Source organism: Phytoplasma sp. (genome assembly GCF_035187685.1).
In the GTDB taxonomy this organism is placed as follows: Bacteria; Bacillota_I; Bacilli_A; order Acholeplasmatales; family Acholeplasmataceae; genus Phytoplasma.
The window spans coordinates 15,099-41,515 of the sequence record NZ_CP131022.1; the positions used below are offsets into that span (position 1 = coordinate 15,099).

The window sequence follows — 26,417 nt, forward strand, 5'->3', positions numbered from 1 at the left end:
TGACATATTTTATAATTTTGAAGAATTATATTATTGTATATTTATCATAATATATTATAATTATAAAGTTAAGTGTTGTTAATCATATTATTTTAAATCTTAAGATATTTTTTTATTTGTTATAATTTTATATAATTTGAAAGGCATTCTAAATTGATTATTTTTTATTTTACAGAAAATGATTTTAAAATCATTTTATAAAAAAATATTCATACAAAATAGGTAAATGAATTTTATGGAAGTCAAAAAAATAAATAATGATTTTGTTCAATATCATTTTCAAATAAAAAAAAACGAATTTGATATATTGGTTGACAAAGTTTTTGAAAAAATAAAACCTAAAGTAGAAGTAAAAGGTTTTAGAAAAGGTTTTGTGACAAGATCTGTATTTGAAAAGCATTTTGATTCTCAATCTTTATATAAAGATGCTTTTGAAACTTTAGTTCAATTAAAATTTAAAGAAATATTAGACAAAAATAAAGAATATAATTTTATAGGGCAACCCAAGTTGATTAATTTTCAATTAGAAAAATTAAATAATATAAAAAATGTTTTTGATTTTGGTTTAGAATTAATGTTAAAACCTAAATTAGAATTATGTAATTATCAAGAAATTCCTTTAAACAAATATAATTCAGAAGTTACAGAAGAAGAAGTTCAAAAAAAGATAGATGCTTTATTATATAATCATCCTATTTTAGAAAAAAAAGAAAATGATTTACCTTTAGAATTAGGAGATTTTGCTGTTTTTGATTTTCAAGGTTATTTAAATAATCAATTATTTGAAGGTGGCTCTGCTACGAATTATACTTTAGAGATTGGTTCTAATCAGTTTATTCCTGGTTTTGAAAAAGAAATGATAGGTTTAAAAATAAACAAAAAAAAAGATATTACTTTGTCATTCCCCAATGATTATGCTAATACAGAACTTGCTGGCAAAGAAGTTTGTTTTAAAGTTTGGTTAAAAGATATTAAAAGAAGAAAAAATGTTTTTTTAAATGATGAAATAGTAAAAAACTTTCAAATTCCTGATATTTATAATGTTCAAGAATTTAAAACAAAAATAAAAGAAGAATTAATAATTCAAAAAAAATATGAAGCGGAACATAATAGAAAAGAAGACATTTTAGATTTTATATGCAAAAATTCTGTTTTAAACATTCCTCAATTTTTAATTGATGAAGAAACTCAAAATTTAAAAAAAGAATTAGAAGAAAATTTAAAATCTCAAAAAATAACTTTAGAACAATATTTAAAACAAATGAATTTTAGCGAAGAAAAATTTAATAAAGACATACAAGAAAAAGCTTTTAAAACAATTAAAATTAATTTGTTATTAGATGAAATTGGATCTAAAGAAAACATAAATATTTCTCAAGAAGAATTAGATGAAAGTTATAAACAAATAAATAAATCATATAAGATAGACATTCAAGTGATAAAAGAAAACCCTTCTTTTGTTAATCATATAAAGGATGATTTAATAAGACGCAAAACTATTGATTTATTATTGAATAAAAATAATTCATAAAAATCGGAAATTATTGTTTTAAATGAAGGTAATTAAAAAAAATTATTTATAAAATTTTCATTTTATTTTTTATCAAAAAAGTCGAAGTATAAATAATAATTTTTTTATTTTTAACAAACAAAACATAAAGGATGTGAAAATTATATGGCTATCAAAAACGATAAAGAATTAAAAGATAAAGAATTAAAAGATAAAGAATTAAAAGATAAAGAATTAAAAGATAAAGAATTAAAAGATAAAGAATTAAAAGATAAAGAATTAAAAGATAAAGAATTAAAAGATAAAGAATTAAAAGATAAAGAATTAAAAGATAAAGAATTAAAAACAGAACTTATTCCTGCTGAATTGCCAGTAATTATCGTTAGAGATATTGTTCCTATTCCTTATAATGATTTAAGAATTGAAATAGGTAGAATTTTTTCTGTAAATGCTTTAAAATATTCTGAAGAGTTTAAATGTCCTTATGTTATTATATCTTTACAAAAAAATTTGTTTCAAGAAAATCCTAAAATAACTGATATAGAAAAATACGGAGTTTTAGCTAAAATTTTAGTTTCTATTAAAATTAATGATGATATTTATAAAGTAAAATTTCGTATTATTAAAAGAGTTAAAATTCAAAATATTTCTAAAAATAAAAATTTATATATTGCTACATATAACTCATTACCAGTTGTTTTCGGGGATTTAAAAAAAGAACAATCTCTTATTAAATTAATAATGGAAAGAATTGCTTCTAATATTAATCAACTTTTATCTATTTCAGAAACTACTTTTTTGGAACAAATAAAAGAAGGAATTACAACTGAAAAAGCTGCAGATTTAATTATTTCTGCTTTAAAAATAGATGAAAAATATAAAAATAAATATTTAAAAGAAGCTAATTTAAATAAAAGGCTTATGTATATTTTGCGCGATATTGAAATGCAATTAGAATTTGTAGATTTAGAACATAAAATCAATGCAGAAGTTAAGCGTAGTATTGATGAAAATCAAAAAGAATTTTATTTAAGAGAGAAAATGCGTGCTATTCAAAATGAATTAGGTGATCAAGCTAAAAAAGAAGAAGATATAGAAGAATTAAGAAGAAAAATTAATACTTCTAAAATGCCTAAAAATATTAAAGTTAAAACTTTACAAGAACTTTCTCGTTATCAATCAATTTCTTCAGCTTTAGCTGATTCTTTTGTTATTCGTAATTATTTAGATTTTATTATTTCTTTGCCTTGGGGGAAAATAAGCAAAGATAATAATGATTTAAAAAAAATTGAAATAGTTTTAGAAAAAAATCATTATGGATTAAAAAAAGTAAAAGAAAGAATTATAGAATATGCAGCTGTAAAAATCATGACTCAAAAAAATCCTCAAACTATTATTTGTCTTGTAGGCCCTCCCGGTGTCGGAAAAACTACTTTAGCTATTTCTATTGCTGAAGCTTTAGGGCGTAAATTTGTAAAACAATCTTTAGGAGGTTTACAAGAGAACAGCGAAATTAAAGGCCATAGAAAAACCTATGTTGGAGCAATGCCAGGTAGAATTTTAGGCGGTTTAAAAGATGTTGGTGTTATGAATCCAGTTTTTCTTTTGGATGAAATAGATAAATTAGTTAATAATTTTCATCATGATCCAGGATCTTCTTTATTAGAAGTTTTAGATCCAAAACAAAATCAAAATTTTGTAGATCTTTATTTATCAGAACCTTTTGATTTATCTAAAGTTTTATTTATAACAACTGCTAATGATTTAAGTAATATTTCAGAACCTTTAAGAGATCGTTTAGAAATTATAGAATTAAATTCTTATACAGAGCAAGATAAAGTAGTTATCTCGGAAGAACATTTAATTCCTAAACAGTTAAAAGAACATGGTGTTAATAAAAAACAGTTTTTTATAGATAAAGAAACACTTCTTTATTTGATCAGACATTATACTAAAGAATCTGGAGTTAGAAATTTAAATAAACAAATTGCTACTTTGGTGAGAAAAACAGTTAAAGAAATTTTACTTAATGGGGTTAAGCAAATAAAAATAAATATTCAAAATATTGAAAATTTTTTAGGCAAAAGAATTTATCAGCATTTATTAGCTAATAATATAAATCAAATTGGAGTTGTAAACGGCCTTGCTTATACTTCTTTTGGAGGAGATATTTTACCTGTTGAAGTTACACATTATAAAGGAACAGGTAAATTAGTTTTAACTGGTCATTTAGGAAAAGTGTTAGAAGAAAGTGCAATGACATCTTTTAGTTTTTTGAAAGCTAATGCTGAAAAATTAGGTATTGAATATAGTGTTTTTGATAATAACGATTTTCATATTCATTTTTTAGAAGGAGCTATTCCTAAAGACGGTCCTTCAGCTGGTGTAACTATAGCTACTTCTATTTTTTCAGCTATTACACAAAAATTTGTGAGAAAAAATATTGGAATGACTGGCGAAATTACTTTAACGGGATCTATTTTACCAATAGGAGGTTTGAAAGAAAAAGCTATTGCTGCTGATAGAAGTGGTTTAAATACTATTTTCATTCCTAAAGATAATTTAAAAGATTTGGATGAAATTCCTGATGAAGTAAAGAAAAAAGTCGAAATTATTGTTGTTGAAAATGCCAATGATGTTTTCGTTAAAGCTTTACTTAATTAAAATAAAGAGGGAATTTTATAATGGACTTTCTTCATGTTATAATATATATTAATTGTTTTTTTATCATTTTATCTGTTTTATTTACTATAGAAAAAAGTATAATAGATATATTTTCAGAACAATATGGTAATCATAGACCAGATAGTTCTCAAGTGTTTTTAAATCGTGTTATATTTGTTTTGGTTTTTATTTATTTTGTCTTTTCTTATGTTCATTTAACAAATAGAATGAATTCATAAAAAATATTTACAAATTTGTTATTAATTATGTTATAATTTTTATACAATACTCAAAAATATTTGTTTTGGTTATTTTGATTATTATAATTTTGATTATCTTTTTAAAAAGGAGTTGATATCAATTAATAAGACTATTGTTAACAAAGAAGAAACTTTTGATGAAACTTTACGCCGTTTTAAACGTGATGTTTCGAAATCTGGTAATTTGGCTCAAGCTCGTAAAAAAGAGTATTATATTAAACCAAGCACAGAAAGAAAAAATCGCAGAAGATTTTCTAAAAATAAAAAATATTAAATTTTAAACAAATTCACCTCTGTTTTATAAGGTGTTTTTTTTATTTTTTTTCTAAAGAAAGAAATTGTCGAAATTATTTTTTATACTAATTTTTAAAGAAATGAAATTATTATAATAATGATTATTGAAATATATAATAAAACAAAAAAAGATGTTACGCAATTTAAAAAAATTTTAATTAATATTTTTGATTCTATAAAAGATCCGAAAAGAATTAATGTTATTTTTATAAGTGATAATGAGATGAAAAAAATGAATTTTTATTATCGTCAAAAAAATTATTCTACTGATGTTTTAACTTTTTCAAATACAAATTATGATGAATATTTAGGTGATATTTTTATTTCTTTAATGAAAGCTTCTGAACAAGCACAAAAATTAGGATATCCCTTCATAAGAGAAATTTCTTTTTTAGTTATTCACGGTTATCTTCATTTAAAAGGTTATGATGATGATACCGAAGATTCTTTAAAAGAAATGATTAGTATCCAAGAGGCAATTTTAAAAAAAAATAATATGTAAATTTTTATTTATTTAGCAAAATTTATTTTTTAGAGAGGTTTTTGTAGTGTTTAAATCGGGTTTTATTACTATGATAGGCAAAACTAATGTTGGTAAATCAACTTTATTAAATTCTTTATTAGAACAAAAAATTTCTATTACAAGTGATAAACATAATACTACAAAACAAAAAATTTTAGGTGTTTGTAACAACCATAATTATCAATTAGTTTTTATAGATAATCCAGGCTTAATATATAAAAAAAAAGATTTTTTAATTTCTAAATTTAATTTTGTTGCTTTGAAAAATTTTGAAGAAGTTGATGTTGTTTTATTTCTTGTTAATGATAAATGTCAACAAGCAGATAAGGATTTCTTAAATTTTATTCAAAAATATAAAAAAAAAATTATTTTAATTATTACTAAAATTGATCTTTTTAATAAAACAACTTCTATTGATAAAATTATTTTAAGTTATTTAAAATATTTTCAATTTGACGCTATAATTCCTTTATCTAGTGTTAAAAATCAAAATTTAAATATTTTGAAAGAAAATATTGTTTCTTTGTTAGACGAAGGAAAGCTTTATTTTCCTAAAAATTTTATTACTAATCTTTCTAAAGAAGATTTGATATTAGAATTTGTACGAGAGAAAATTTTTTATTATTTAGCTAAAGAATTGCCTCATGTTTGTAGTGTTTTTTTAGATAATATTATTTATGATGAAACAAATGCTTCTGTAAAATTAGATGTTATAATTTTATTGCCAAAAATAAGTCAAAAAAAAATTTTAATTGGTACAAATGGTTCTAATTTAAAAAAAATTAGAATTGCAGCTCAAAAAGATATTAAAAATTTTTTAAAAAAGAAGATTTCTTTAAATTTATGGGTCAAAGTAGATTCTAAATTTAATAATCGAAAAATTTTTTTCGATGCTCAATTTAAAAAATGATAAAAAATAATTATTAAAATTGGTTATTAAAATAATGATAGAAAATAAAATAAATGATATTTCTTTTAAAGAAATTGTTAGTTTCATGAAAAAAAATGGTTTTGTTTTTTATGGAAGTGAAATTTATAATGGTTTAGCTAATAGTTTTGATTATGGACCTTTGGGTAGTTTATTAAAACAAAATATTAAAGAAGCTTGGAAAAAAAAGTTTTTTCAAGAAAACGAGAATAATGTTTTTATAGATAGTTCAATTATAATGAATCCTAAAGTATGGGAAGCATCTGGACATTTATCTTGTTTTGTGGATCTTTTGACTGAAAATAGAGATGATAACAAACGTTATAGAGCAGATAAATTAATTCAAGAGCATAATTCTGATATAAATGTTAATAAATTAAGTTTCGAAGAAATGCATGATTATTTAATTAAACATAAAGTTTTAGGCACTACTAATTGGACACCTATTAAAAAATTTAATTTATTATTTACAACTTATCAAGGCGTTGTTATTGAAAATTCTACACCTTTATATTTAAGACCTGAAACTTGTCAAGGTATTTTTGTTAATTTCAAGAATATTTTACAATCTACTAGAAAAAAAATTCCTTTTGGGGTGGGGCAAATCGGAAAAGCTTTTCGTAACGAAATTACTCCAGGAAATTTTATTTTTCGAACTTGTGAATTTGAACAAATGGAATTAGAATTTTTTTGTCATCCTAAAGAATATCATGAATGGTTTTGTTTTTGGAAAGATTACACTTATAATTTTCTTTTGCAATTGGGTTTTAATTCGGAGAGTTTAAAAAGAAAAGACTATTCAAAGGAAGAATTAAGTCATTATGCTAATGCTACTACAGATATTTTGTTTCTTTTTCCTTGGGGTTTTGATGAATTATGGGGAATATCTTCAAGAACTGATTTTGATTTACAAACACATCAAAAACATTCTAAAAAAGATTTACAATATTTAGATGTATTGACTAAAGAAAAATATTGGCCTTTTGTTATTGAACCTTCTTTAGGTGTCGAAAGATTATTTTTAGCTCTTATTATTAATTGTTTAAAAAATGAAACATTAAATAAGGGAACCACAAGAATAATTTTAAAAATACATCCTTTTTTATCACCTTATAAATTAGCAATTTTGCCTTTAATAAAAAAAAAACATAGTTTAAAAGCTAAAGAATTACAAAAACAATTATCTCCTTTTTTTCAAGTTTATTATGATGAAAGTCAAAGTATAGGTAAAAGATATCGACGACAAGATATGATAGGAACTCCTTTTTGTTGTACCATAGATGAACAAAGTTTATTAGATAATACTGTTACTATAAGAGATAGAGATACTTTATTACAACAAAGAATATTAATTACAGACGTCAAAGAATATATAGAACATAAAATAATATTTTGATTTTTTCATCTAATTAATAAGAATTTTTTTGATAGGTATGTAAGTTGATTTAATATGAATGATGTTGGTAAAAATTTAATTATTAGATTAAATCAAGAAATCTCTATTTATGAATTAGTTATCAAAATGGGAATTATTTTGCATAAAAGAGGTAAAAATTTTTTAGGTTTGTGTCCTTTTCATAGAGAAAAAACTCCTTCTTTTTCTGTATCTCCTGAAAAAAATATTGCTTTATGTATGGCTTGTCATAAAGGTGGTAATCCTGTTAATTTTTATCGTCAATTAAAAGACATTTCTTTATCAGAAGTAATTCAACAATTAGCGGAACTTTTTAATTTTAAGTTACCTAATAAAAAACAATATATAATGAATAATTTAGATTTGATTTTAGAAACAGTTAATAAATTTTATCAAAAATCTTTATCTTTATTATTAAATAAAGAAGAGTATAAAGAACATCCTTTAACAAAATATTTATTTAATGAAAGAAAATTAAATCTCGAATTAATTCAAGAATTTGGTTTAGGTTATTCTCATAAAAGTAAAAATGCTTTAATTAAACATTTAGTAGATAAGTTAAATTATAAATATGAAGATTTATTAAAATTAGGATTAATTTTTAAGTCTCATAATACAGAAAACAATCAAATCAAATATTTTGATTTTTTTCAAAATCGTTTGATTTTTCCTTTGACAAATACAGAAGGGAAGATAGTTGGTTTTTGTGGACGTTTATTTTCAGAAAATCATGAAGAAATAAAACAACCTAAATATTTATTTAATAGTCAATTAAAAAAAGAACATTTATTATATCGTTTTTTTGAACATCAAAGATATGTTCAAGAAAAAAAAGAACTTATTTTGTGTGAAGGTTTTTTTGATGTTATTGCTTTTTATAAAATAGGAATAAAAAATGTTATTGCTACATTAGGTACTTATTTAAATTTAGTTCAAGTTATCTCATTAAAAAAAATAACTAAAAAAGTTATTATTGCTTTGGATTCAGATAATGCAGGTAAAGAAGCTATAGAGTATATGGCTTTATTGTTGAATAAGAACAAATTTAGAGTTTATGTTTTAATTTTGCCTTCTGATTCAGATCCTGATGAGTATATTGTATTAAATCAATATAATATTACATTGTTAAAAAAAAGATTAGAAGATAAAATTAAAGATTATATTTTTCTTAAAATAGATGATTTAATAATTCAAGGTTTCGACAAAGAACAAATAAAATTAAAGATTATAGTTTTATTGAAATATCATGATAAAGAAACTATTAAATATTTTCAAAATAAAATAAACGAAAAATATCAGATACAAATAAATTTTTTTTCTGCTTCTTCTCCCTGGGAAATTAATAATAAGTTATTAAAACAACAAAATGATAAAATTTCTTTAAGAGGAATAATTAGAAGCCAAGATAAAGAAAAAAGTATTTTAACCGAATTATTTTTAACTCAAAAATATATTGATTTTGTTTTAGAAGAAAGTTATAAATATAGAGCCATTAATTCTAATATTATAGAATTAATTCGTATGATTAAAGAATATTATATAAAATACGGAACAAAAGAAGAAAAAGTTAAAAATGGTATAAATATTTCTAATTTTAAAAAAATTTATAAACATTTTTTAGATAATTTATCTAATTCGAAGGAAATATATGATTTATTATTTAAAGTTGAAGAAAATTTTGTATTTAAACAAAGAATTAGAATAGATAGTCAAGAATATTTAAAAAGTCTTTTTTATCCTTTTGAAATAGAAGAATATTTTATAAGAAAACAAGAAACAAAAAAAGAAATTCAAATTATCAAAGAGTTAATTATTAACGAAGAAGATGTTTTAAAAGTAAATAAATTATTTGAAGAATTAAAAAAATATGAGGATAAATTAATTAATATTGAAAAAAATCAAATCAAATTAAATTAATAAATCAAAAAAGGAAATTTTTATGAATTTAAGAAAAATTTTTAAAAAAATTTATAAAAAGCATCATTTTAAATTAGAACAAGAATTTACTGGTTCAATGAGAACTTCTTATAAACAAAAAATCAAATGGTTAGAAAAATTTTATAAAGATGAAGATTGTTTTAATACAAAGATTGCAAAATGTTTGATTATGTATGAAAAAAAATTTAAAAATAAAAAAAATACTTTTAAAAAAAGAAATTTATTAAATAATGATACTTTTAATAGTTCATATTTAACAGATAATATTGTACAAAATAAAGAAGATGTACAAGAAGAAGATTTTAATTTAGATAAAGTTTCTAATTCTATTAAAGTAAATGATCCTGTTAAAATGTATTTAAAAGAAATCGGGCAAATACCTTTGTTAACTTTAGCAGAAGAAAAAGCCAAATCTAAAATGGCTTATGAAGGTTTAATAGCTAAGAAGGAATTAGAGAAATATAACAATAAAGAAATACATTTAACAATTGAACAATTAGAAGTAATAAATAAAACAATAATAGAAGCTGAAAAAGCTAAAAATAAATTAATTGAAGCTAATTATCGTTTAGTAGTTTCTATAGCTAAACGTTATATAGGGAGAAAAATTTTGTTTTTGGATCTAATTCAAGAAGGTAATATGGGATTGATGAGAGCTGTTGATAAATTTGACTACAAAAAAGGTTTTAAATTTTCCACTTATGCTACTTGGTGGATAAGACAAGCCATTACTAGAGCTGTAGCCGATCAAGCTAGAACGATTAGAATCCCAGTTCATATTATTGAAACAATGAATAAAATTTCTCGTTGTGTAGGTAAATTAACGCAAGATTTATTACGTAAAGTCGATAACCAAGAATTAGCTATGCAAATGAATATCAAAAAGAAAGAAATCATTGATATTCAAATGATAGAAAAAGAAACTATTTCTTTAGAAGCATCAGCTAGAGAAGAAGATGATTCCTCTTTAGGTGATTTTATCAATGATCCTAATACTGTTTCGCCTCATGATTATATGTTGCAAGAAATGTTAAAAAAAACTTTAGAAGAATCTTTAGAAGAAGTTTTATCAAATAAAGAAAAACAAGTTTTAAAAATGCGTTATGGTTTAACCGATGGCCGTGTTTATACCTTAGAAGAGTTAGGTCTTAAATTCGGAGTTACTCGTGAAAGAATTCGCCAAATAGAAGCCAAAGCCTTAAGACGTTTAAGAAGTCCTTCAAAACAAAATAAATTAAGAACATTATATAATAATATTACTAAAAAATGAAAAGAATTCTTTTTATTGCGTCTTTATTAAAAGGTTATAATATAGTTGCTGATATTGGCACAGATCATGGTTTAGTTTTGAAAAAATCATTAGATTTAAAATATATTCAAAGTGGTATTGCTTGTGATAATAAAATAAAACCTTTACAAAAAGCTTATCAAAATTTAAAAAATTATCCTGTTAAATTTTATTTAAGTGATGGTTTTGATAAAATAGATGTTTATTTTGATTTAGCTTTGATTTGTGGAATGGGTCCTCATACTATTGCGAAAATATTAAGCAAAGCTAATTATAAAAAAAAGTATTTTTTGTTAGGTTGTCAAGGTAAAATCCATTATTTAATTGATTGGTTAAATAAAAATGATTTTGTTATTTTGGAATATCATACTTTTCAGGATAAGTTTAATTATATTTTTTTAAAAGTTTTTAAAAGTTAAATTAAAAAAATTTTGGAATATATTGAAAAAAAACAATATTTAAAGTATAATATAGGTTGATTTCAAAAAAGTTTGAGTAGCTCAGCAGGATAGAGCAACGGCCTTCTAAGCCGTCGGTCAGGGGTTCGAATCCCTTCTCAAACGCCATATTTTAATTTTGGATATAAAAAATTATTATTAATATTTGAACATAACAAATTTTTATTATCAAATAAATAATTTGTTTGTAAAATTTTTATTTGATAATAAAATAAAGAGGAGAATATCAAAAATGGCTGTTCCTTTTAGACGAACCAGTAAAACTGCAAAAAGAAAAAGACGTACACATTACAAATTAAATAAACCTAATTTAGTGATTTGTCCAGAAAATAATAATTTTACTTTATCACATCGTGTGACTTTAAATAGTCCTTATTATAAAGGACAATTGATTTTAAAAAATAAAACAAAACTGAAACAAGATTAAAAGTTTTGTTTTATTTTTTATTAAAAAAATACACAAAGGAAATATTTAAATGAAAAAAATGACTTCTAGTGAAATTCGAAAAATGTGGTTAAATTTTTTTATCACTAAAGGTCATCATTTAGAAGAGTCAGCTTCTTTAATTCCTGATTCTTCTGATACTAGTTTATTATGGGTTAATGCCGGAGTAGTTCCTTTTAAAAAGTATTTTGAAGGTTCTGAAAAAAGTTTTTCTTCAAAAATAGTAAGCATTCAAAAATGTTTAAGAACTAATGATATTGAAAGTGTCGGTAAAACTTGTATTCATCATACTTTTTTTGAAATGTTAGGCAATTTTTCTATAGGCGATTATTTTAAAAAAGAAGCTATAGATTTAGCTTATGAATTATTAATATCTGAAGAATGGTTTGCTTTGTCACAAGATAAGTTATATATTACTTATTTTGACACAGATTCGATGACATATGAATTATGGTTAAAAAAAGGGATTGATTCTAATCATTTGATTCCTTTAAAAACTAATTTTTGGGAAATCGGTGAAGGACCTTGCGGACCTTGTACAGAAATTTTTTTCGATCGCGGAATTAAATATGATAAAAGAGGTTTAGAATTAATTTTAGAAGATATTCAAAATGATCGTTTTATAGAAATTTGGAATTTGGTGTTTTCTCAATATAATAGCGAATCAGGAAAAAATAGAAAAGATTATCTCGAATTACCAAGCAAAAATATTGATACAGGAGCAGGATTAGAAAGATTAGCTTGTGTTTTGCAAGAGACAGAAACTAATTTTGAAACTGATCTTTTTTTACCTATTATTAAACAAATTATTATTTTAAGTCAAATAGAATATGCTCAAAGTCCAGAAAATTTTAGAATTATAACTGATCATATTAGAACTTTAGTTTTTGGAATTGGCGACGGTGTTGTATTAACCAACGAAGGCAGAGGATATATTTTAAAGAAACTTTTAAGAAGATCATTTTTAAAAGGTAAAATATTAGGTTTTCGAAAGCCTTTTTTATTTAAATTAGTTTCAACTGTTGTGGACACAATGAAAGAATTATATCCTTATTTAGTTCAAAAAAAAGATATTATTCAAAATATTATTTTATCAGAAGAAGAAAAATTTGTATTTAATTTAAAAAAAAGTAAAAAATTATTTTTTAAGTTAGTTCATAATAAAATTCTTTCAGGATCAAACTTTTTTAAACTTTATGATACTTATGGTTTACCCAAAGATATGATTTTAGAATACGCAAGAGAAAATAGTATTTATATAAATGAACAAGAATTTCAATTTTTTTTAGAACAACAAAAGACATTATCACGTGGAAAAAAAAATATTCAACATAATATGAAGAAACAAAATGAACTTTTTTTAAATTTTGTAGAAAAAAGTAATTTTGTGGGTTATACAAAATATAGAGTTAAAACTAGAGTTCTAAAAATTTTTTCTGAAGGAATTGTTTTAGAACAAACTCCTTTTTATCCTGAAATGGGTGGTCAAATTTTTGATTCAGGAACAATTGATGATTTAGAAGTAACCAAAGTTATCAAATTACCCAATAATCAAATTCTTCATCAATTTCATAATTTAAATACTCTATTTAATGATTTTTTTTATGAAGGAAAAAAAGTTATAGCTTCTATTGATTTTTTGAATAGACAAAAAATTTCTAAAAATCATACAGCTACTCATTTATTATATGATTCGTTACAATTAATTTTAGGCGATCATGTCAAGCAAAGAGGTTCTTCTTTAGGCCCTCATTCATTAAGATTAGATTTCAATCATTTTCAACATTTATCTTTTGAATATTTAATTCAAATAGAAAACAAAGTTAAAGAATGGATTGAGAAAAAATATCCTGTTAATATTAATGAAATATCTTTTTCAGAAGCTAAAAAAAGTAAAGTTCATTTTTTAGATAATCAAATTTATCAAGATAAAGTTAGAATAGTTCAGATTGGTGATATCTCTTCTCAATTATGTGGTGGAACACACGTTCTTAATACAATAGATTTGAGAAATTTTGCTATTTTAGATTACAAAATAATTGGTTCAGGTATTCATAGAATAGAAGCAGCTTCCGGAACAAACATTTCTGATGTTTTGTTAAAAAAATTAGAACCTTATTTGTTAGAAGAAAAACAAATTTTAACCCAAATATATCAGATAAAACAATATGCTGTCTCAAAAGATGTTCCAATTTCTTTCAATATAATTTCTTCTCCCAAAAAATATAAAGATAGTTATTTATATATCCGAAATTATAAAAATTATTTACAATCTTTAAAACAACAATTAAGTGAACTTAAGCAACAAATTTTACAAAAAAGAAAAGAACAAATTATTAAAGAATCTCAAAAATTTATTCCTGAAAAAATTGAAAAAAATTTATTGATTTTTATTGATGAACCTGAATATAACAATGTTATGTTAAAACATTTATTAGAACATTTATTTAATAAATTACAAGTAGATATTTTATGTTTATGTTGCAAAAATCAAGAACAAATTGTTGTTTTATGCAAAAGTATATTAATTCATGTTGGTGATTTTATCCATAAAATTAATCAAAAAATGAAGTTTAAAGGCGGCGGTAATAAAAAATTCGGGCAATTAAATATTAATAATATTGATAAATTTAATGAATTTAAAAACATTTGGACAGATTTTTTATGAAAAATGAACAAAAGAAATGTTTTTTAGGTTTAGATTTAGGAGAAAAAACATTAGGTATTGCTATTTCTGAATCTGGTTTTTTTGCTAATAATTTGAAAACTATTTTTTTTAATCTTAATCAATATCAAGAATTAATACCACCTTTAAAGATGGTTATTGAACAATTTAAAGTTACAACCATAGTATTAGGTTATCCGAAACATATGAATAATGATATAGGTATTAAAGCACAAATTAGTATTGATTTTAGTAAGAGAATTAAAAAAAATTTACCTTCTATAGAAGTTATTTTATGGGATGAACGTTTATCTACTAAACAAACATATCAATTATGTTATATTAAAAAATATAAAAAAGACAAAATTAAAAAATTAAAAGATGAAATAGCAGCATCTATTATTTTGCAGAATTTTTTAAATTATTTTAATAATCAATTAATAAAATAAATAATTAGAAAATTTTAAACATTATGAACATTGAAAAAATAAAGTATTTACAAAAAATTAAAAAATATGCTCTGGAAAATAATATACCTATTATTCATGATGAGACCTTGATTTTTTTACAGAAAATAATTCAAAAATATAATTTAATTAATATTTTAGAAATAGGTTCAGCTATTGGTTATAGCGCTCTTGCTATGAGCAATGAAAAAAACAATATTCAAACTATAGAAAGAGATTATAATAAATATAAATTAGCTTTACATTTCTTAGATAATAAAAAATTTAATATTGATTTTATTTGGTCAGAAGCTTTTTTTTATCAACCTATTAAAAAATATGATTTAATTTTTATTGATGCTGCTAAGGCCCAATATAAAAAATTATTTCAAAAATATAATCTTTTTGTGAACGAAAATAAATTTATTATATTTGATAATTTAAATTTTCGTGATTTATATATTGATAATCTTGATATTTCTCGGAGTACTAGACGATTAATTAAAAAAATAAACGAATTTAAAGTTTTTTTAAAAAATAATTATTTTTTAAAAACGTTTTTTTTGAATATCGGTGATGGTTTGAGTGTTTCTCAAAAAAAACTTAAATAAATTGGATTATTTCAAATAATTATTTTTTCTCAATAAAATAAAAAATGAAATAAGGTAGATTAAATAAAATGAATAAAAAAAATTATGAATTAACCAAATTAGGTGTGGATAAATTAAAAGAAGAATTAGAATATCTTAAAAATGTTAAAAGAAATGAAAATTTAGAAGCTCTTAAAGAAGCTCGAGAGCAAGGTGATTTGAGCGAAAATGCTGATTATAGTGCAGCTCGTGATGAACAAGCTTTCATAGAAACTCGTATTTTAGAAATTCAAAATATTTTAAAAAATGTTAAAATTATTGATACTTCAAATCAGAACAAAGACATTAATATTGGTAAAACAGTTACAATTCAATTTTTACATGATATGAGTAAACAAACTTTACATTTAGTAGGTTTTTTAGAAGTTAACCCTTTTAATCATAAGATTTCTATTGAATCACCAATAGGTCAAAGTCTGAAGGGCCATAAAGAGGGAGATCAAGTTTTAGTTAAAACTGAAACAAGTAAAAGTTTTAAAGTTAATATTTTGAAGGTAGAATGAAAATATGTTGAATAAACATAAATACTTGCCTTGTTTTTATTATGATTCTATTTTGGATATTCCTTATGATGATTTTTTTAAAAAAAATATTAAAGTCTTATGTTTTGATTTAGACAATACTTTGTTAAGCCCTATAGAGCAAGAGTTAAATAACAATATTATAACAAAATTAAATGATTTAAAACAAAATTTTAAAATAGTGATAATTTCTAATGCTTATTTCTCTAAAATTCGAAAAATTTTAGAACCTCATAATTTAAGTTATATATATTTAAATATTTTTCATAAAAAACCTTCTTTATGGGGTTTGAAACAAACTTTAAAATTATTTCAATTTTCTTATGATAAAGTTATGATGATAGGGGATCAATTAAGAACTGATATTGCTAGCGCTAATAAAATGAATATAATATCTGTTTTAGTCAAACCTTTAGATAGAAAATTTGAATCTTTGAATACTAAATTAATTCGTTATGTAGTAGAAAAACGTTTTATTAATAAAATTAAAAAAGTTGATTTATTAGAATATAAAGCCAAATTTGAAAGTTTTATAAAATAAAAAAAGATGAATGATTATGAATATTTTAATAGAAATCATTTTAACAAAAATAAAAGAAAAATTTGATAATGATAATAAGAGATTAAATCATATTTTAGGTGTTCATAGAAAAGCAATAGAATTATCTCGTTTATATAAAGTTGATATTGAGAAAACACAAATTGCTTCATTATTACATGATTATACTAAAAATGAATCATTAGATTTTCATTTATCTGTCTTGGATAAAAAAAATATTGATAAATATAAACTAGCTCCTTTTTTTTATCATGCTTTAAGTACGGCTGTTGTTATTCAAAAAGAATTTGATATAAAAAATAGACAGATTTTAAGTGCTATAAAAAAACATGTTTGGGGTAGTATAAAAATGAATAAATTAGATAAAATAATTTTTATTAGTGATAAAATAGAACATAATAGAACTTATGAAAATGTTAATTATTTACGTAAATTATCTCTAGAAAATTTAGATAAAACTATTTATTTTTTTTTAAAATTTACTTTTTTATATTATAAAGAAAAAAAATTTCGTATTTTTCCTGAACAGTTAGAAATTTTCAAATTTTTTAAGAACAAAATAGAATAATTTTTTATATAATTGAATGAATTAAAATATGTTATATATTATTGCAGGAAAATATAAAGGATTTAAATTTTATGAAGTTCCTTCTATGAAAACAAGAAGTACATCTCATTTATTAAGAAAAGCTTTGTTTGATACAATTAGAGATTTTGTTGATGGAAGCGTTGTTTTAGATTTATTTTCTGGTTCAGGAGCTTATGGTTTTGAAGCTTTGAGTAGAAATGCTAAAAAAGTTTATTTAGTTGATAATTTTTTTCTAGCTTTTAAAACTATTGAAAAAAATATTCAAAAAATACATTTAAATAAAGAACAAGTTCAATTTTTTTTTAATGACGCTTTTAAAATGTTAAAAAAATTTATTCAAAAAGAATTAATTTTTGATCTAATTATTTTAGATCCGCCTTATTTTTATGATTTTTATTTATTTTTATTTCAAAGTTTAGATAAAATTACTCATGATAAAAGTATAATTGTTTTAGAGACTCATCACAAAACTGTTTTAAAATTGAGTGTAGATAATTTTATTTTATTTAAAGAAAAAAAATATGGTAATAAAAAAATAAATTATTATCATAAAAAAATATTTTTGTAATTTTATTATTATTTATTTTTTACATTTATCTATAATAATAGATAGACGATGTTTATTTATTATTATAGAATTATAATAAATAATTTAAAAGAAGGGTTAACAATTTATTATTATGGATGCATTTTGGAGCGGAATATTAGGTTTGATTGCAGGTCTTGTTATAGGAGCTATATTAATGTTTTTTTGGTTTAAAAGATATTTAGAAAAAAACCCTCCCATTACAGAAAGACAAATTAAAGAAATGTTTAAACAAATGGGTAGAAAACCAAGTCAAAAACAAATTAAACAAATTATGCTTAATATGAAAAATAATAAATAGGGTTATATATTTAAAATTATGGATATTTTGATTTGGTTATTTTTTATTTTTATGGTTTTATTGATTTTTTTTCTTATGAATAAATTTTCTGATATATGTGCAAAGAGTAAAATAAAGATTTATTTATTAAATTGTGAAGAATTAGAAAAACAAGTTTTAAAATCTATTTTCACTGATAATAGTAATAAAGAATTTCTTTTAACAAAACATAACCCGATTACTGATAATATTATGAATTTGAATATAGCAATTGAAGTGAAAGAAAATTCTAATAATACACAATTTAGTTGTATTCTAAATTTAGAAATATTAGATTTAATCAAGAATGATTTAGATTTAAAACAAATGTATTTGGAATAAAAAAACAATACAAAATAAGATAAGGAACTTTAATAAATAGGTATGAATGAAATTACAATTATTGGTTATTATGAAGAAAAATTTAAAGGTTTAGGTATTATAAAAAATGGTTTAAAAACTAAGTTAATTTCTGCTTTATTGAACAGTGATGAAGATTATAGCAAACCTAACGAACTTTTGTGTTTATCTCTTGTTTATTGTTTTTATAATACAGCTAAGAATATTTTATCTATTAAAAAAAATAATAAATTAGCAGATGTTAAAATTAAAATTTCATGTAATACTTTAAAAGACCAACAGGGTTTTTATTTTCAAATTGATCTTTTTTGCGGTATTAAAACTTTATCTATTGTTGAAATTAAAGAAATTATGGATTTAACTCATAATAAATGTCCTGTTTCAAGAATATTTAATGGTTATCCTCATATTAATTTTATACCTGTTTTATTTGAGGAATTATAATTAATTAATTTAAATTGTTAAAAAAATTTGGATTTGTTGTCAAAAAAATCGAAAATTTACTTTATAATATAAGAAAGTTCTTTTATAATCGAAAGAGAGATAAAAATATATGTTATAAATATAGGATGGTTTGTTGAAATAAAAGATATAATATTTATTTTTAGTTTTTTATGTAATCAGTATCATTTTAAAATGTTATTTATATATTTTTCAAGTTTATTTTTATTAATATTTTTTTAAATAAGTTTCAATTTTTGTCAATTTAAGAATTTTTTATTTATTATATTTTTATTTTTTATTTAAAAAATTATTAGAAAGATAAAATATTTAATTATTATGAAAGAAGAAAAGAAACTTATTTTTTCTTTTTCTCTTTGATAATAAATATAATTTATTATCAAAGATTAAACACCCTTTAAAACCCTACATTTTTTATTTCTATCGTTTATTAAACGTTAAGGGTTTTAAAGTAATATAAATTGTTAACACAATATATAAAATAAAAAAATTTATTCGAAATTATAACGTCATGAATTTCAAAATAATTTCGAATAAATTTTTTTATTTTATATATTATTGTTTTTATTTAGAATCAAAATTATAAAAATCTGCTAGTATTTTAATAATTCTAATTATTTTAAAAGCTTTTATATCATGGTTTAAATCTTTATGAGAATTAAAATTTTCTAGTAATTGTTCTTCATCTAAGTTACTACTAAAAAAAATAGGTAATTTATTTTCATAACGATAATATATAAGAGGCAAAAAGATATCATCGCGAAAAAAAATATTCATATTTTCTGAACCTAAGTCGTCTAAGATTAAACAAGGTACTTTTTTTAAATAATTTAATTTACTTTCTGTAATATCATTATTACTCCAAATATTTTTAAATTGTCTTGTTAATTCAGGCATAAAAATGAATAGTACAGAAATATTTTTTTTAATTAATTTTTTAGCTAAACTTTTAAGTAGAAAAGTTTTTCCTGTGCCGAATTTACCGTATAAATAAAAACTTTTGTTGATTTTAGGAAAATTTTTAATTATATTTTGAGTTTTAATTAAAACTTTTTGTTTAACTATAGAATTTTGTGTTTGGAAATTTTGTAATTCAATATCATCAAAATTGACATTTTGATTAAATAAAATATTTTTTTTGTATAAATTATTTTCTAAATGAACTTGTTTAGATTTAGATGTTTCTTTATAAACAACAGAAATATAAGGTTTTGTTTTCAAAACCATTTGATATCCAAAAGAATTGTCTTTATCTTTATTTGTTAAATAATTATAAACTGTGATAACATCTTCATCTTTGATTTTTAAATTTTTGGTTTCTTCGTGTTTTCTAATATATTCTCTTATTTGTTCAAAATCTAATTCTTTTATAAGACACATTATTTTTTTAATACCTTTTTAATTATTAAATCCTAATTCTTTTTTTATTTCATCTAACCATTTAGGACGCTTTTTGTTATTAGTTTTAATATTTTTAAAATTTTTATCTTCTATTAAAAAATCATATGCTGTTTCTACCGAAATAATTCCTTTTTGAGTCCATGAATCTAAAATAGTTTTGAAATAATTAAAACGCAGATTAAAGTTTTCGTTTGTATTTTGTTTTAATTTCAAAACATACATTAATAAAGCGTTAATAACACCGACATCAGCGTTTGTTTGGCCTATTAGTTTAAAAGTGATATCGCATAAATCAGAACAAAAATTAGCATTTTTACTAAAATTTTGTATTATTCTAATTGGGTTAGTATTCTTTAAGTAAATAATCATTTCATTTTCTTCATCATTAATATTTGAAGCGTTTGTTAATGTTATATTTTTTTTGAAATATTTTCTTTTCAACATAATTTGTAAATTGTTCAAATCTATGTTTTCATCATAATTATTACGAAAAATATCTTGATATAAAGATGCCATTTTTTCAGTATTTATGTTATAAACAAAACTTAATTTGGAAATATATTCAATGTTTTTCCATTCTAATAAAAAAGGTTTTTTGAAACGTTGTGGTAATTTTTCAATAAAAGATTCATAATTAAAATATTTCATCAAATAATTAGAAGGTTTATCGTTTTGAATTTTTTTAAAATTACTGATTGTTGAAGGCAAATTTATTTGTTTAAAACTATAAATATCTGTGAAATTTTTACTTATGTTTTCATAATTTTTTAATATTATTTTATTTTTATCTTCAGAAAATAAATTTATTAATTGCAGATAAAGGTTTTCTCCTATTTCGCTTAATAAACATTGATTTAAAATAGGATCTTGAAAAAAATTATTGTAATTTAATGGAGGTTGTAATAAATAAAGTTTTTCTTTTGTTTTATTTTGGAAAGTTTGTAATAAATTCATTGCTTCTAGTTTTTCTTTATATTTTATGAAATTTATTTCATTAATGTTTAATAAATCAAATAAAAATTGATGATTATAAATGCAGTTTAGATTATCAATTTGATTTAAAAAATAAAAAGTATTATAAAGACTTAAAACTTCTATACCTAATAAAGGTTGATAAAGTAAATATAAAATTTTTTGTTCTTCATTTGTTAAAATATGATTATTTTTAATATTAAATTTTTGCAATGAACACAAAAAAATCACCTCTATTTTTGATAATTTGAAAAATTTTAATTTTTAATTATAATTTTTGGCATTGAGAACAAAAATAAGAACTTCTTCCACCTATTTTCTTGTTTTCAATTTTATTTTGACAAATAAAACAATTTAATTTATCTCTTTTGTATACTAAAAGTTTTTTTTGAAATAAACCTTTAATTCCTAAAGCTTCAAAACTACTAATGGATGTTCCGCCGTAATCAATTGCTTTTTGCAATACTTCTTTAGCTTTTGAGATAATAATTTTTGTTTGTTTTAAAATTAAAGAATTAGCTAGTTTTTCTGGATGAATTTTAGATAAAAATAAAATTTCACTAGCATAAATATTGCCGATTCCTGAAATTATTTTTTGATCTAATAGGATTTTTTTAATAGCTATTTTCTTTTTTTTAATTTGTTGAAAAAAATTTTCATTTATTATAGAAAAAGGATCTAAAGCTAATTTGTTTAAACCACTTTCTTCTAAATATTTGTCTTTTTTATGTAAAGAAAAACGACCAAATTTTCTGAAATCATAATATCTTAAAATTTTATTGTTATTTAAAAATATTCTAAAATTTTCATATTTATGAATTGTATTGCATTCTTGTGGTGAGTGAATATATATTTTGCCTTCCATTCTTAAATGTCCTATTATAACCCAATCATATTCTAAAAAAAATAATAAAAATTTACCTTTTCTTTGAATATCTAAAAAAGTTTTTTGTTGTATGTTGTCTAAATTATGCGAACTTTGAAACGAAGGCGGATGAAAAATTTTTATTTTTTGTATTCTAACGTTAGTTATTTTTTGTTTTAAATTACGAATTGTAACTTCAACTTCTGGTAATTCAGGCATTTTTTTAATCATTAACCTTACATTTTATTTTAATTTTTAATAATATTGATGTTTTTTTTAATTTTAATTAAAAACATTTGTGATAAAAAATAAAAACCATCTATAATGAGATAGTTTGTATTATAAAAATAAAAAAATTATAATGTTTTTTATTTTTCCGTTTCTTGTTGAAATTTATAAATTGTTAAAATATATTTATCTGTTGAAAATTTGTCTTTTTCTATTTTCCCTTTAATGATTTTAACAAATTGTCCTGGTTGCAAAAAAAATTCTGGATTATCTTCGTCAATATGATCAAATTTAATTATTAAGTTTGTGAATTTATAATTTTTATTTTTGTCAATAAATTTTAAATTTGGAGTAAACCATTCTCTTTTGTTTTTGTTTTTTGTTTTTATATATCTATTTTGGATTTCAATACTTAACTTTTCCAATATAATAGGTTCTTTTATTATATTATTTATTTCAGGAGAATTCATTATAAAATTATAAACTCTTTCTATTATATTTTTTGAAAATAATTCAATACATTAATATTATATAAAAATATGTATTTGATTTAAAATTTAAAATAAAAAATTATTTTTTATTTTAAATTTTGTTTTATGTTGTTAAAATAATAGGAATAATAATTGGTTTTCTTAAAACTAAATCATAAATTTTAGGAGTTATAAAATCTATAATAGTTTTTTTTAAATTATTTTTATTAACTTTGTCGCATTTATATAAGTGATTTTCAATTATTTTTTTAATTTCTAAAGAAGTTTTTTTCATTAATTCTTTGTTACTTTTCATATAAATAAAACCTCGCGAAAAGATTATAGGCATATTCAAAATTCTTTTATGTTTTAAATTAATACTTACAATAATAGAAAACAAACCTTCTTCACTTAACATCTTTCTTTCTTTTAAAATACAATTTCCAAGATCTTCTGTACCTGAATCATCTATATAAATATTATTTGATGGTATTTTATTAGTTATTTTTTTGATACATGTATCGCTTATTGCTGCCACATCTCCATTATCTAAAATAGAAATATTGTTAGGACGAACTCCACACTCTAAAGCTAATTTTTTATGAGTTATTAACATGATATGTGTTCCGTGAACAGGGATAAAAAATTTTGGTTTAACTAAATTTAATAAAAATTTTAAATCATTTTGATTAGCATGTCCTGATACATGAGTATTAACAACATCACCGTGCGTAATAACTTCGATACCCATTTTGAACAGCAAATCTAAAACTTTATTTATACTATCTTGATTACCAGGTATAGGAGAAGAAGAAAAAATAATAGTGTCTTTTTTTAACAATTTAATTTGTCTATGAATTCCGTTAGCCATTCTACTTAGAGCTGCTAAAGGTTCTCCTTGTGAACCAGTACAAATTAAAGTGATATTATGATACTTATCTAAATTATGACCATTTACTATTCCATCTTTAGGAATTTGTAAATAACCGTTTTTTATTCCTGTTTCAATAGCTTTTTCCATACTACGTCCAAAAATAGCGATTTTTCTTCCTGTTAACAAACTAGCTTCTACTATTTGTTTAATACGGTAAAAATTTGAAGCAAAAGTGACAATTATAATTCGTCCTTTTATTTTGTAAAATAATTGGTTAATGGTTTTGCTAATTTCATTTTCTGATTGAATGAATTCTTTATTTTGCGAATTTGTGGAATCCGAAAATAGACATAAAATATTTTGTTTATTTAATTCTGCTAGTTTATTATATTCTGCTAGTGGTCCAACAGGTGTATTATCAATTTTGAAATCTCCTGTATAAAACAATATTCTATTTTTGTTATTAAATACTATACCAAATGTATCAGGAATAGAATGATTCATTCTTATAAAAGAAACTGTAGTATTGCTAAATTGGAATTTTGAATCATTATTATAAATTTGTATATTTTTTATATGTTGATGTAATTTATGTTCGATTAATTTAGATTCTATTAAATTAAATGCTATACCAGAAACGAACATTTTATGAATTTTAATTTTTTTTAATAAAAAAGGAATGCCCCCGATATGATCTTCATGACCGTGTGTAATAAAAAGAGCTTCAATTCTATGTTCGTTTTGCAATAAATATTCATAACTAGGAATAACGTAATTAATTCCTAAAAAAGAATCTCCAAAAAAAGAAATGCCTGAATCCACGATAAATATTTTTTGTTCAATTTCGAAAATATACATATTTTTGCCGATTTCACCTAAACCACCTAAAGCATAAAAGAATATATCAAAATTGTTTAATTCAGGATTTTTATTTAACAAATCCATTAATTTTTATTTCCTTTTTTTATTTTATTTATTGAAATTTTAAAATTTTGTTTAATCAATAGTTATCAAAGCAGGTATTATAATTGGTCTTTTTTGTGTTTGTTTAAAAATAAATTTTGATAATTCTTCTCTTAAATAATTTTTAAAATCACTCCATTTAGTTTGTTTATTATTTAGCAAAAATTCTTCAATTAATTGAGCGAAAATATTTTTTAATTCTGATATGAATGAAATGATTTTGGATTTATCTAAAAAACCTTTGCTAATTAATTCTATATTTCCTATAATTTTTTTTAATCTTAAATTTAAATTACAAGCTATTATAATAACTCCATCATTAGCTAATAATTCGCGATCTTTGATAATATAACCGTTACCTTCTAAAACTAGCGTACCATCAATTAAAAATTCTCCTAAGTTTTTGAAAAAATTTTTATGGATATGAGGATTATTTTTAAAATCGTAAATCCAATTATCTCCATTTTCAAGCATAAAAATTTTATTTTCAGGAAAATTAAAGTTTATAGCAATTTTTTTCATTTGATATTGATGGCGATATTCACCTATTATTGGTAACAAATATTCGGGTTGTAATAAATGAAGAATTAATTTAAAATTTTCTTCATAATTATAAGAGGCCGTCAATAAATCTTTAACTAATAAGTCTATAACAAAACCATTACGTGCTAAAGCATCTATTGTTTTGCTTTGAATTTTATCAATTCCTGTTACTTCTATTGAAAATAATAAAATTTTATCTTGAGGATGCAATATCATTAAACGATCTGTTTGTTTGCACATTCTTTGTAAACGATACAAAGGTTCAAAACGTTTTCCTATTATTATTACTACTAAATTTTTATATTTTAAATAATCTTTCATTCCTTTTAAATTTACTAAAAAACCACTAGGAATTTTTAAATAACCTTTTTGAATAGCAATATCTACAATTTTTTCGTTTTTTCTACCTAATAAAACTATTTTTAAATTAAAAGTAACTGCGATATCGATAACTAATTGAATTTTTAGTAAATCAGGAATCAAAAAAGAAATAAGAATATTATTTTGTATATTTCCAAAATAACTACTTAGAGAATATTCTAAAGTTTCTTCTTTTTTTTGTTGTTCAATGTTGAATGTTCCTTGAGATGCAATCATTAGAGCTAAAACTTTTTTAGAATTTAATTTAGATAAAGCTAAAAAATTAGTTTGAAAATTTGTATTTTTAGATTGCAAGAAATGCATTTCACTAATATAAACTATATAACCTTGAGATGTTTCAAAAGCTAAACCTAAGGTTTCTGGTAAAAAATGAGCTATTCTAAAAACATTAATTTTTATATCTTCTAAATTAATTTCATCATTTTCATTGATTTTTTTGAAATTGATTTGTGCAACATCTACATTATTAATATGATTTTCTAAATTTGCTTTTAAAATATCTATAACAAAATCAGAAGCATAAATAGGTACCTTAAAGTATTGAATCAAATAAGGAATAGAACCAGAATGAGTTTCAAAAGCAGAAGTTATAAAAATACCTTTAATTTTTTGTTTTATATTTTCTAAAGAGGTATATTCAGGAATGATCGCATCTATTCCACGCATAGTCATATTAGGATATTTTAAACCTGTATCTAGAATAAAATAAGAAGATTTTATTTTTAATAAATATAAATTTTTCCCATTTTCTCCTATTCCTCCTAATACAGCAAATCCAATGTCTTGCATATTTAATAAAAACTCCTATTTAAATTTTTTTCTAATAAAATAATTATAAATA

General features: G+C 21.5%; 27 protein-coding genes and 1 tRNA gene. 22 read left to right on the forward strand and 6 right to left on the reverse strand.

Features of this window, described 5'->3' with window-relative positions:
* Positions 1 to 235 precede the first annotated feature (235 nt).
* From tig to Q2306_RS00165, 22 genes are all read left to right on the forward strand, one after another.
* The gene (tig, locus tag Q2306_RS00060; RefSeq protein WP_323847730.1) at positions 236 to 1,531 is read left to right on the forward strand and encodes a trigger factor; all 1,296 of its coding nucleotides are present in this window, start codon (positions 236 to 238) and stop codon (positions 1,529 to 1,531) included.
* Positions 1,532 to 1,675: 144 nt separating this feature from the next.
* A complete protein-coding gene (lon, locus tag Q2306_RS00065) occupies positions 1,676 to 4,174 on the forward strand; it encodes an endopeptidase La (protein ID WP_323847731.1) in 2,499 nt (832 codons plus the stop codon).
* Between the two features lie 20 nt (positions 4,175 to 4,194).
* On the forward strand, positions 4,195 to 4,413 hold the full coding sequence (locus tag Q2306_RS00070) for a hypothetical protein (protein ID WP_323847732.1): 219 nt from the start codon (positions 4,195 to 4,197) through the stop codon (positions 4,411 to 4,413).
* A 121-nt stretch (positions 4,414 to 4,534) separates the two neighbouring features.
* Positions 4,535 to 4,708, forward strand: a complete 174-nt coding sequence (rpsU, locus tag Q2306_RS00075; protein WP_323847955.1) for a 30S ribosomal protein S21 — start codon at positions 4,535 to 4,537, stop codon at positions 4,706 to 4,708.
* A 117-nt stretch (positions 4,709 to 4,825) separates the two neighbouring features.
* Positions 4,826 to 5,230 (forward strand): rRNA maturation RNase YbeY, encoded by a 405-nt coding sequence (ybeY, locus tag Q2306_RS00080; protein ID WP_323847733.1) that lies wholly within the window; start codon positions 4,826 to 4,828, stop codon positions 5,228 to 5,230.
* Positions 5,231 to 5,276: 46 nt separating this feature from the next.
* Entirely contained in the window at positions 5,277 to 6,161 is an 885-nt protein-coding gene (era, locus tag Q2306_RS00085; RefSeq protein WP_323847734.1) for a GTPase Era, read from the forward strand.
* Between the two features lie 34 nt (positions 6,162 to 6,195).
* A complete protein-coding gene (locus Q2306_RS00090) occupies positions 6,196 to 7,575 on the forward strand; it encodes a glycine--tRNA ligase (RefSeq protein WP_323847956.1) in 1,380 nt (459 codons plus the stop codon).
* A gap of 54 nt (positions 7,576 to 7,629) precedes the next feature.
* Positions 7,630 to 9,510: a DNA primase gene (gene dnaG, locus Q2306_RS00095; protein ID WP_323847735.1), complete on the forward strand. Its 1,881-nt coding sequence runs from the start codon at positions 7,630 to 7,632 to the stop codon at positions 9,508 to 9,510.
* 22 nt (positions 9,511 to 9,532) lie between these two features.
* On the forward strand, positions 9,533 to 10,801 hold the full coding sequence (locus Q2306_RS00100) for a sigma-70 family RNA polymerase sigma factor (protein ID WP_323847736.1): 1,269 nt from the start codon (positions 9,533 to 9,535) through the stop codon (positions 10,799 to 10,801).
* Positions 10,798 to 11,238, forward strand: a complete 441-nt coding sequence (locus tag Q2306_RS00105; RefSeq protein ID WP_323847737.1) for a tRNA (adenine(22)-N(1))-methyltransferase TrmK — start codon at positions 10,798 to 10,800, stop codon at positions 11,236 to 11,238. The genes Q2306_RS00100 and Q2306_RS00105 overlap by 4 nt, the downstream gene beginning before the upstream one ends.
* Positions 11,239 to 11,308: 70 nt before the next feature.
* Positions 11,309 to 11,385 (forward strand) — tRNA-Arg (locus Q2306_RS00110).
* Positions 11,386 to 11,509: 124 nt separating this feature from the next.
* The gene (gene rpmF, locus Q2306_RS00115; RefSeq protein ID WP_323847738.1) at positions 11,510 to 11,704 is read left to right on the forward strand and encodes a 50S ribosomal protein L32; all 195 of its coding nucleotides are present in this window, start codon (positions 11,510 to 11,512) and stop codon (positions 11,702 to 11,704) included.
* A 49-nt stretch (positions 11,705 to 11,753) separates the two neighbouring features.
* The gene (alaS, locus tag Q2306_RS00120) at positions 11,754 to 14,390 is read left to right on the forward strand and encodes an alanine--tRNA ligase (protein ID WP_323847739.1); all 2,637 of its coding nucleotides are present in this window, start codon (positions 11,754 to 11,756) and stop codon (positions 14,388 to 14,390) included.
* Positions 14,387 to 14,836 carry a Holliday junction resolvase RuvX gene (ruvX, locus tag Q2306_RS00125; protein ID WP_323847740.1) on the forward strand — a complete coding sequence of 150 codons (450 nt, stop codon included), beginning with the start codon at positions 14,387 to 14,389 and terminating at the stop codon, positions 14,834 to 14,836. The genes alaS and ruvX overlap by 4 nt, the downstream gene beginning before the upstream one ends.
* A gap of 23 nt (positions 14,837 to 14,859) precedes the next feature.
* A complete protein-coding gene (locus Q2306_RS00130; RefSeq protein ID WP_323847741.1) occupies positions 14,860 to 15,444 on the forward strand; it encodes a hypothetical protein in 585 nt (194 codons plus the stop codon).
* A 68-nt stretch (positions 15,445 to 15,512) separates the two neighbouring features.
* Positions 15,513 to 15,986, forward strand: coding sequence for a transcription elongation factor GreA (gene greA, locus Q2306_RS00135; RefSeq protein ID WP_323847742.1), 474 nt, complete (start codon positions 15,513 to 15,515; stop codon positions 15,984 to 15,986).
* 4 nt (positions 15,987 to 15,990) lie between these two features.
* Positions 15,991 to 16,545, forward strand: a complete 555-nt coding sequence (locus Q2306_RS00140) for an HAD family hydrolase (protein ID WP_323847743.1) — start codon at positions 15,991 to 15,993, stop codon at positions 16,543 to 16,545.
* A 16-nt stretch (positions 16,546 to 16,561) separates the two neighbouring features.
* On the forward strand, positions 16,562 to 17,131 hold the full coding sequence (gene yqeK / locus Q2306_RS00145) for a bis(5'-nucleosyl)-tetraphosphatase (symmetrical) YqeK (RefSeq protein WP_323847744.1): 570 nt from the start codon (positions 16,562 to 16,564) through the stop codon (positions 17,129 to 17,131).
* 28 nt (positions 17,132 to 17,159) lie between these two features.
* On the forward strand, positions 17,160 to 17,720 hold the full coding sequence (gene rsmD, locus Q2306_RS00150) for a 16S rRNA (guanine(966)-N(2))-methyltransferase RsmD (protein WP_323847745.1): 561 nt from the start codon (positions 17,160 to 17,162) through the stop codon (positions 17,718 to 17,720).
* A gap of 112 nt (positions 17,721 to 17,832) precedes the next feature.
* The gene (locus Q2306_RS00155; protein ID WP_323847746.1) at positions 17,833 to 18,039 is read left to right on the forward strand and encodes a YneF family protein; all 207 of its coding nucleotides are present in this window, start codon (positions 17,833 to 17,835) and stop codon (positions 18,037 to 18,039) included.
* A gap of 18 nt (positions 18,040 to 18,057) precedes the next feature.
* Positions 18,058 to 18,399 carry a hypothetical protein gene (locus Q2306_RS00160; RefSeq protein WP_323847747.1) on the forward strand — a complete coding sequence of 114 codons (342 nt, stop codon included), beginning with the start codon at positions 18,058 to 18,060 and terminating at the stop codon, positions 18,397 to 18,399.
* 42 nt (positions 18,400 to 18,441) lie between these two features.
* The gene (locus Q2306_RS00165; RefSeq protein ID WP_323847748.1) at positions 18,442 to 18,861 is read left to right on the forward strand and encodes an OsmC family protein; all 420 of its coding nucleotides are present in this window, start codon (positions 18,442 to 18,444) and stop codon (positions 18,859 to 18,861) included.
* A gap of 582 nt (positions 18,862 to 19,443) precedes the next feature.
* Here the strand turns inward: Q2306_RS00165 and Q2306_RS00170 are convergent.
* The 6 genes from Q2306_RS00170 to Q2306_RS00195 form a co-directional block, all read right to left on the reverse strand.
* Entirely contained in the window at positions 19,444 to 20,259 is an 816-nt protein-coding gene (locus Q2306_RS00170) for an ATP-binding protein (protein ID WP_323847749.1), read from the reverse strand.
* Positions 20,260 to 20,277: 18 nt separating this feature from the next.
* Positions 20,278 to 21,474: a DnaD domain protein gene (locus Q2306_RS00175; RefSeq protein ID WP_323847750.1), complete on the reverse strand. Its 1,197-nt coding sequence runs from the start codon at positions 21,472 to 21,474 to the stop codon at positions 20,278 to 20,280.
* Positions 21,475 to 21,520: 46 nt separating this feature from the next.
* The gene (gene mutM, locus Q2306_RS00180) at positions 21,521 to 22,348 is read right to left on the reverse strand and encodes a DNA-formamidopyrimidine glycosylase (protein ID WP_323847751.1); all 828 of its coding nucleotides are present in this window, start codon (positions 22,346 to 22,348) and stop codon (positions 21,521 to 21,523) included.
* A 137-nt stretch (positions 22,349 to 22,485) separates the two neighbouring features.
* Positions 22,486 to 22,815 (reverse strand): hypothetical protein, encoded by a 330-nt coding sequence (locus Q2306_RS00185; RefSeq protein ID WP_323847752.1) that lies wholly within the window; start codon positions 22,813 to 22,815, stop codon positions 22,486 to 22,488.
* A 124-nt stretch (positions 22,816 to 22,939) separates the two neighbouring features.
* The gene (locus Q2306_RS00190; RefSeq protein WP_323847753.1) at positions 22,940 to 24,634 is read right to left on the reverse strand and encodes a ribonuclease J; all 1,695 of its coding nucleotides are present in this window, start codon (positions 24,632 to 24,634) and stop codon (positions 22,940 to 22,942) included.
* A gap of 51 nt (positions 24,635 to 24,685) precedes the next feature.
* The gene (locus Q2306_RS00195) at positions 24,686 to 26,365 is read right to left on the reverse strand and encodes a ribonuclease J (protein ID WP_323847754.1); all 1,680 of its coding nucleotides are present in this window, start codon (positions 26,363 to 26,365) and stop codon (positions 24,686 to 24,688) included.
* Positions 26,366 to 26,417: the final 52 nt, after the last annotated feature.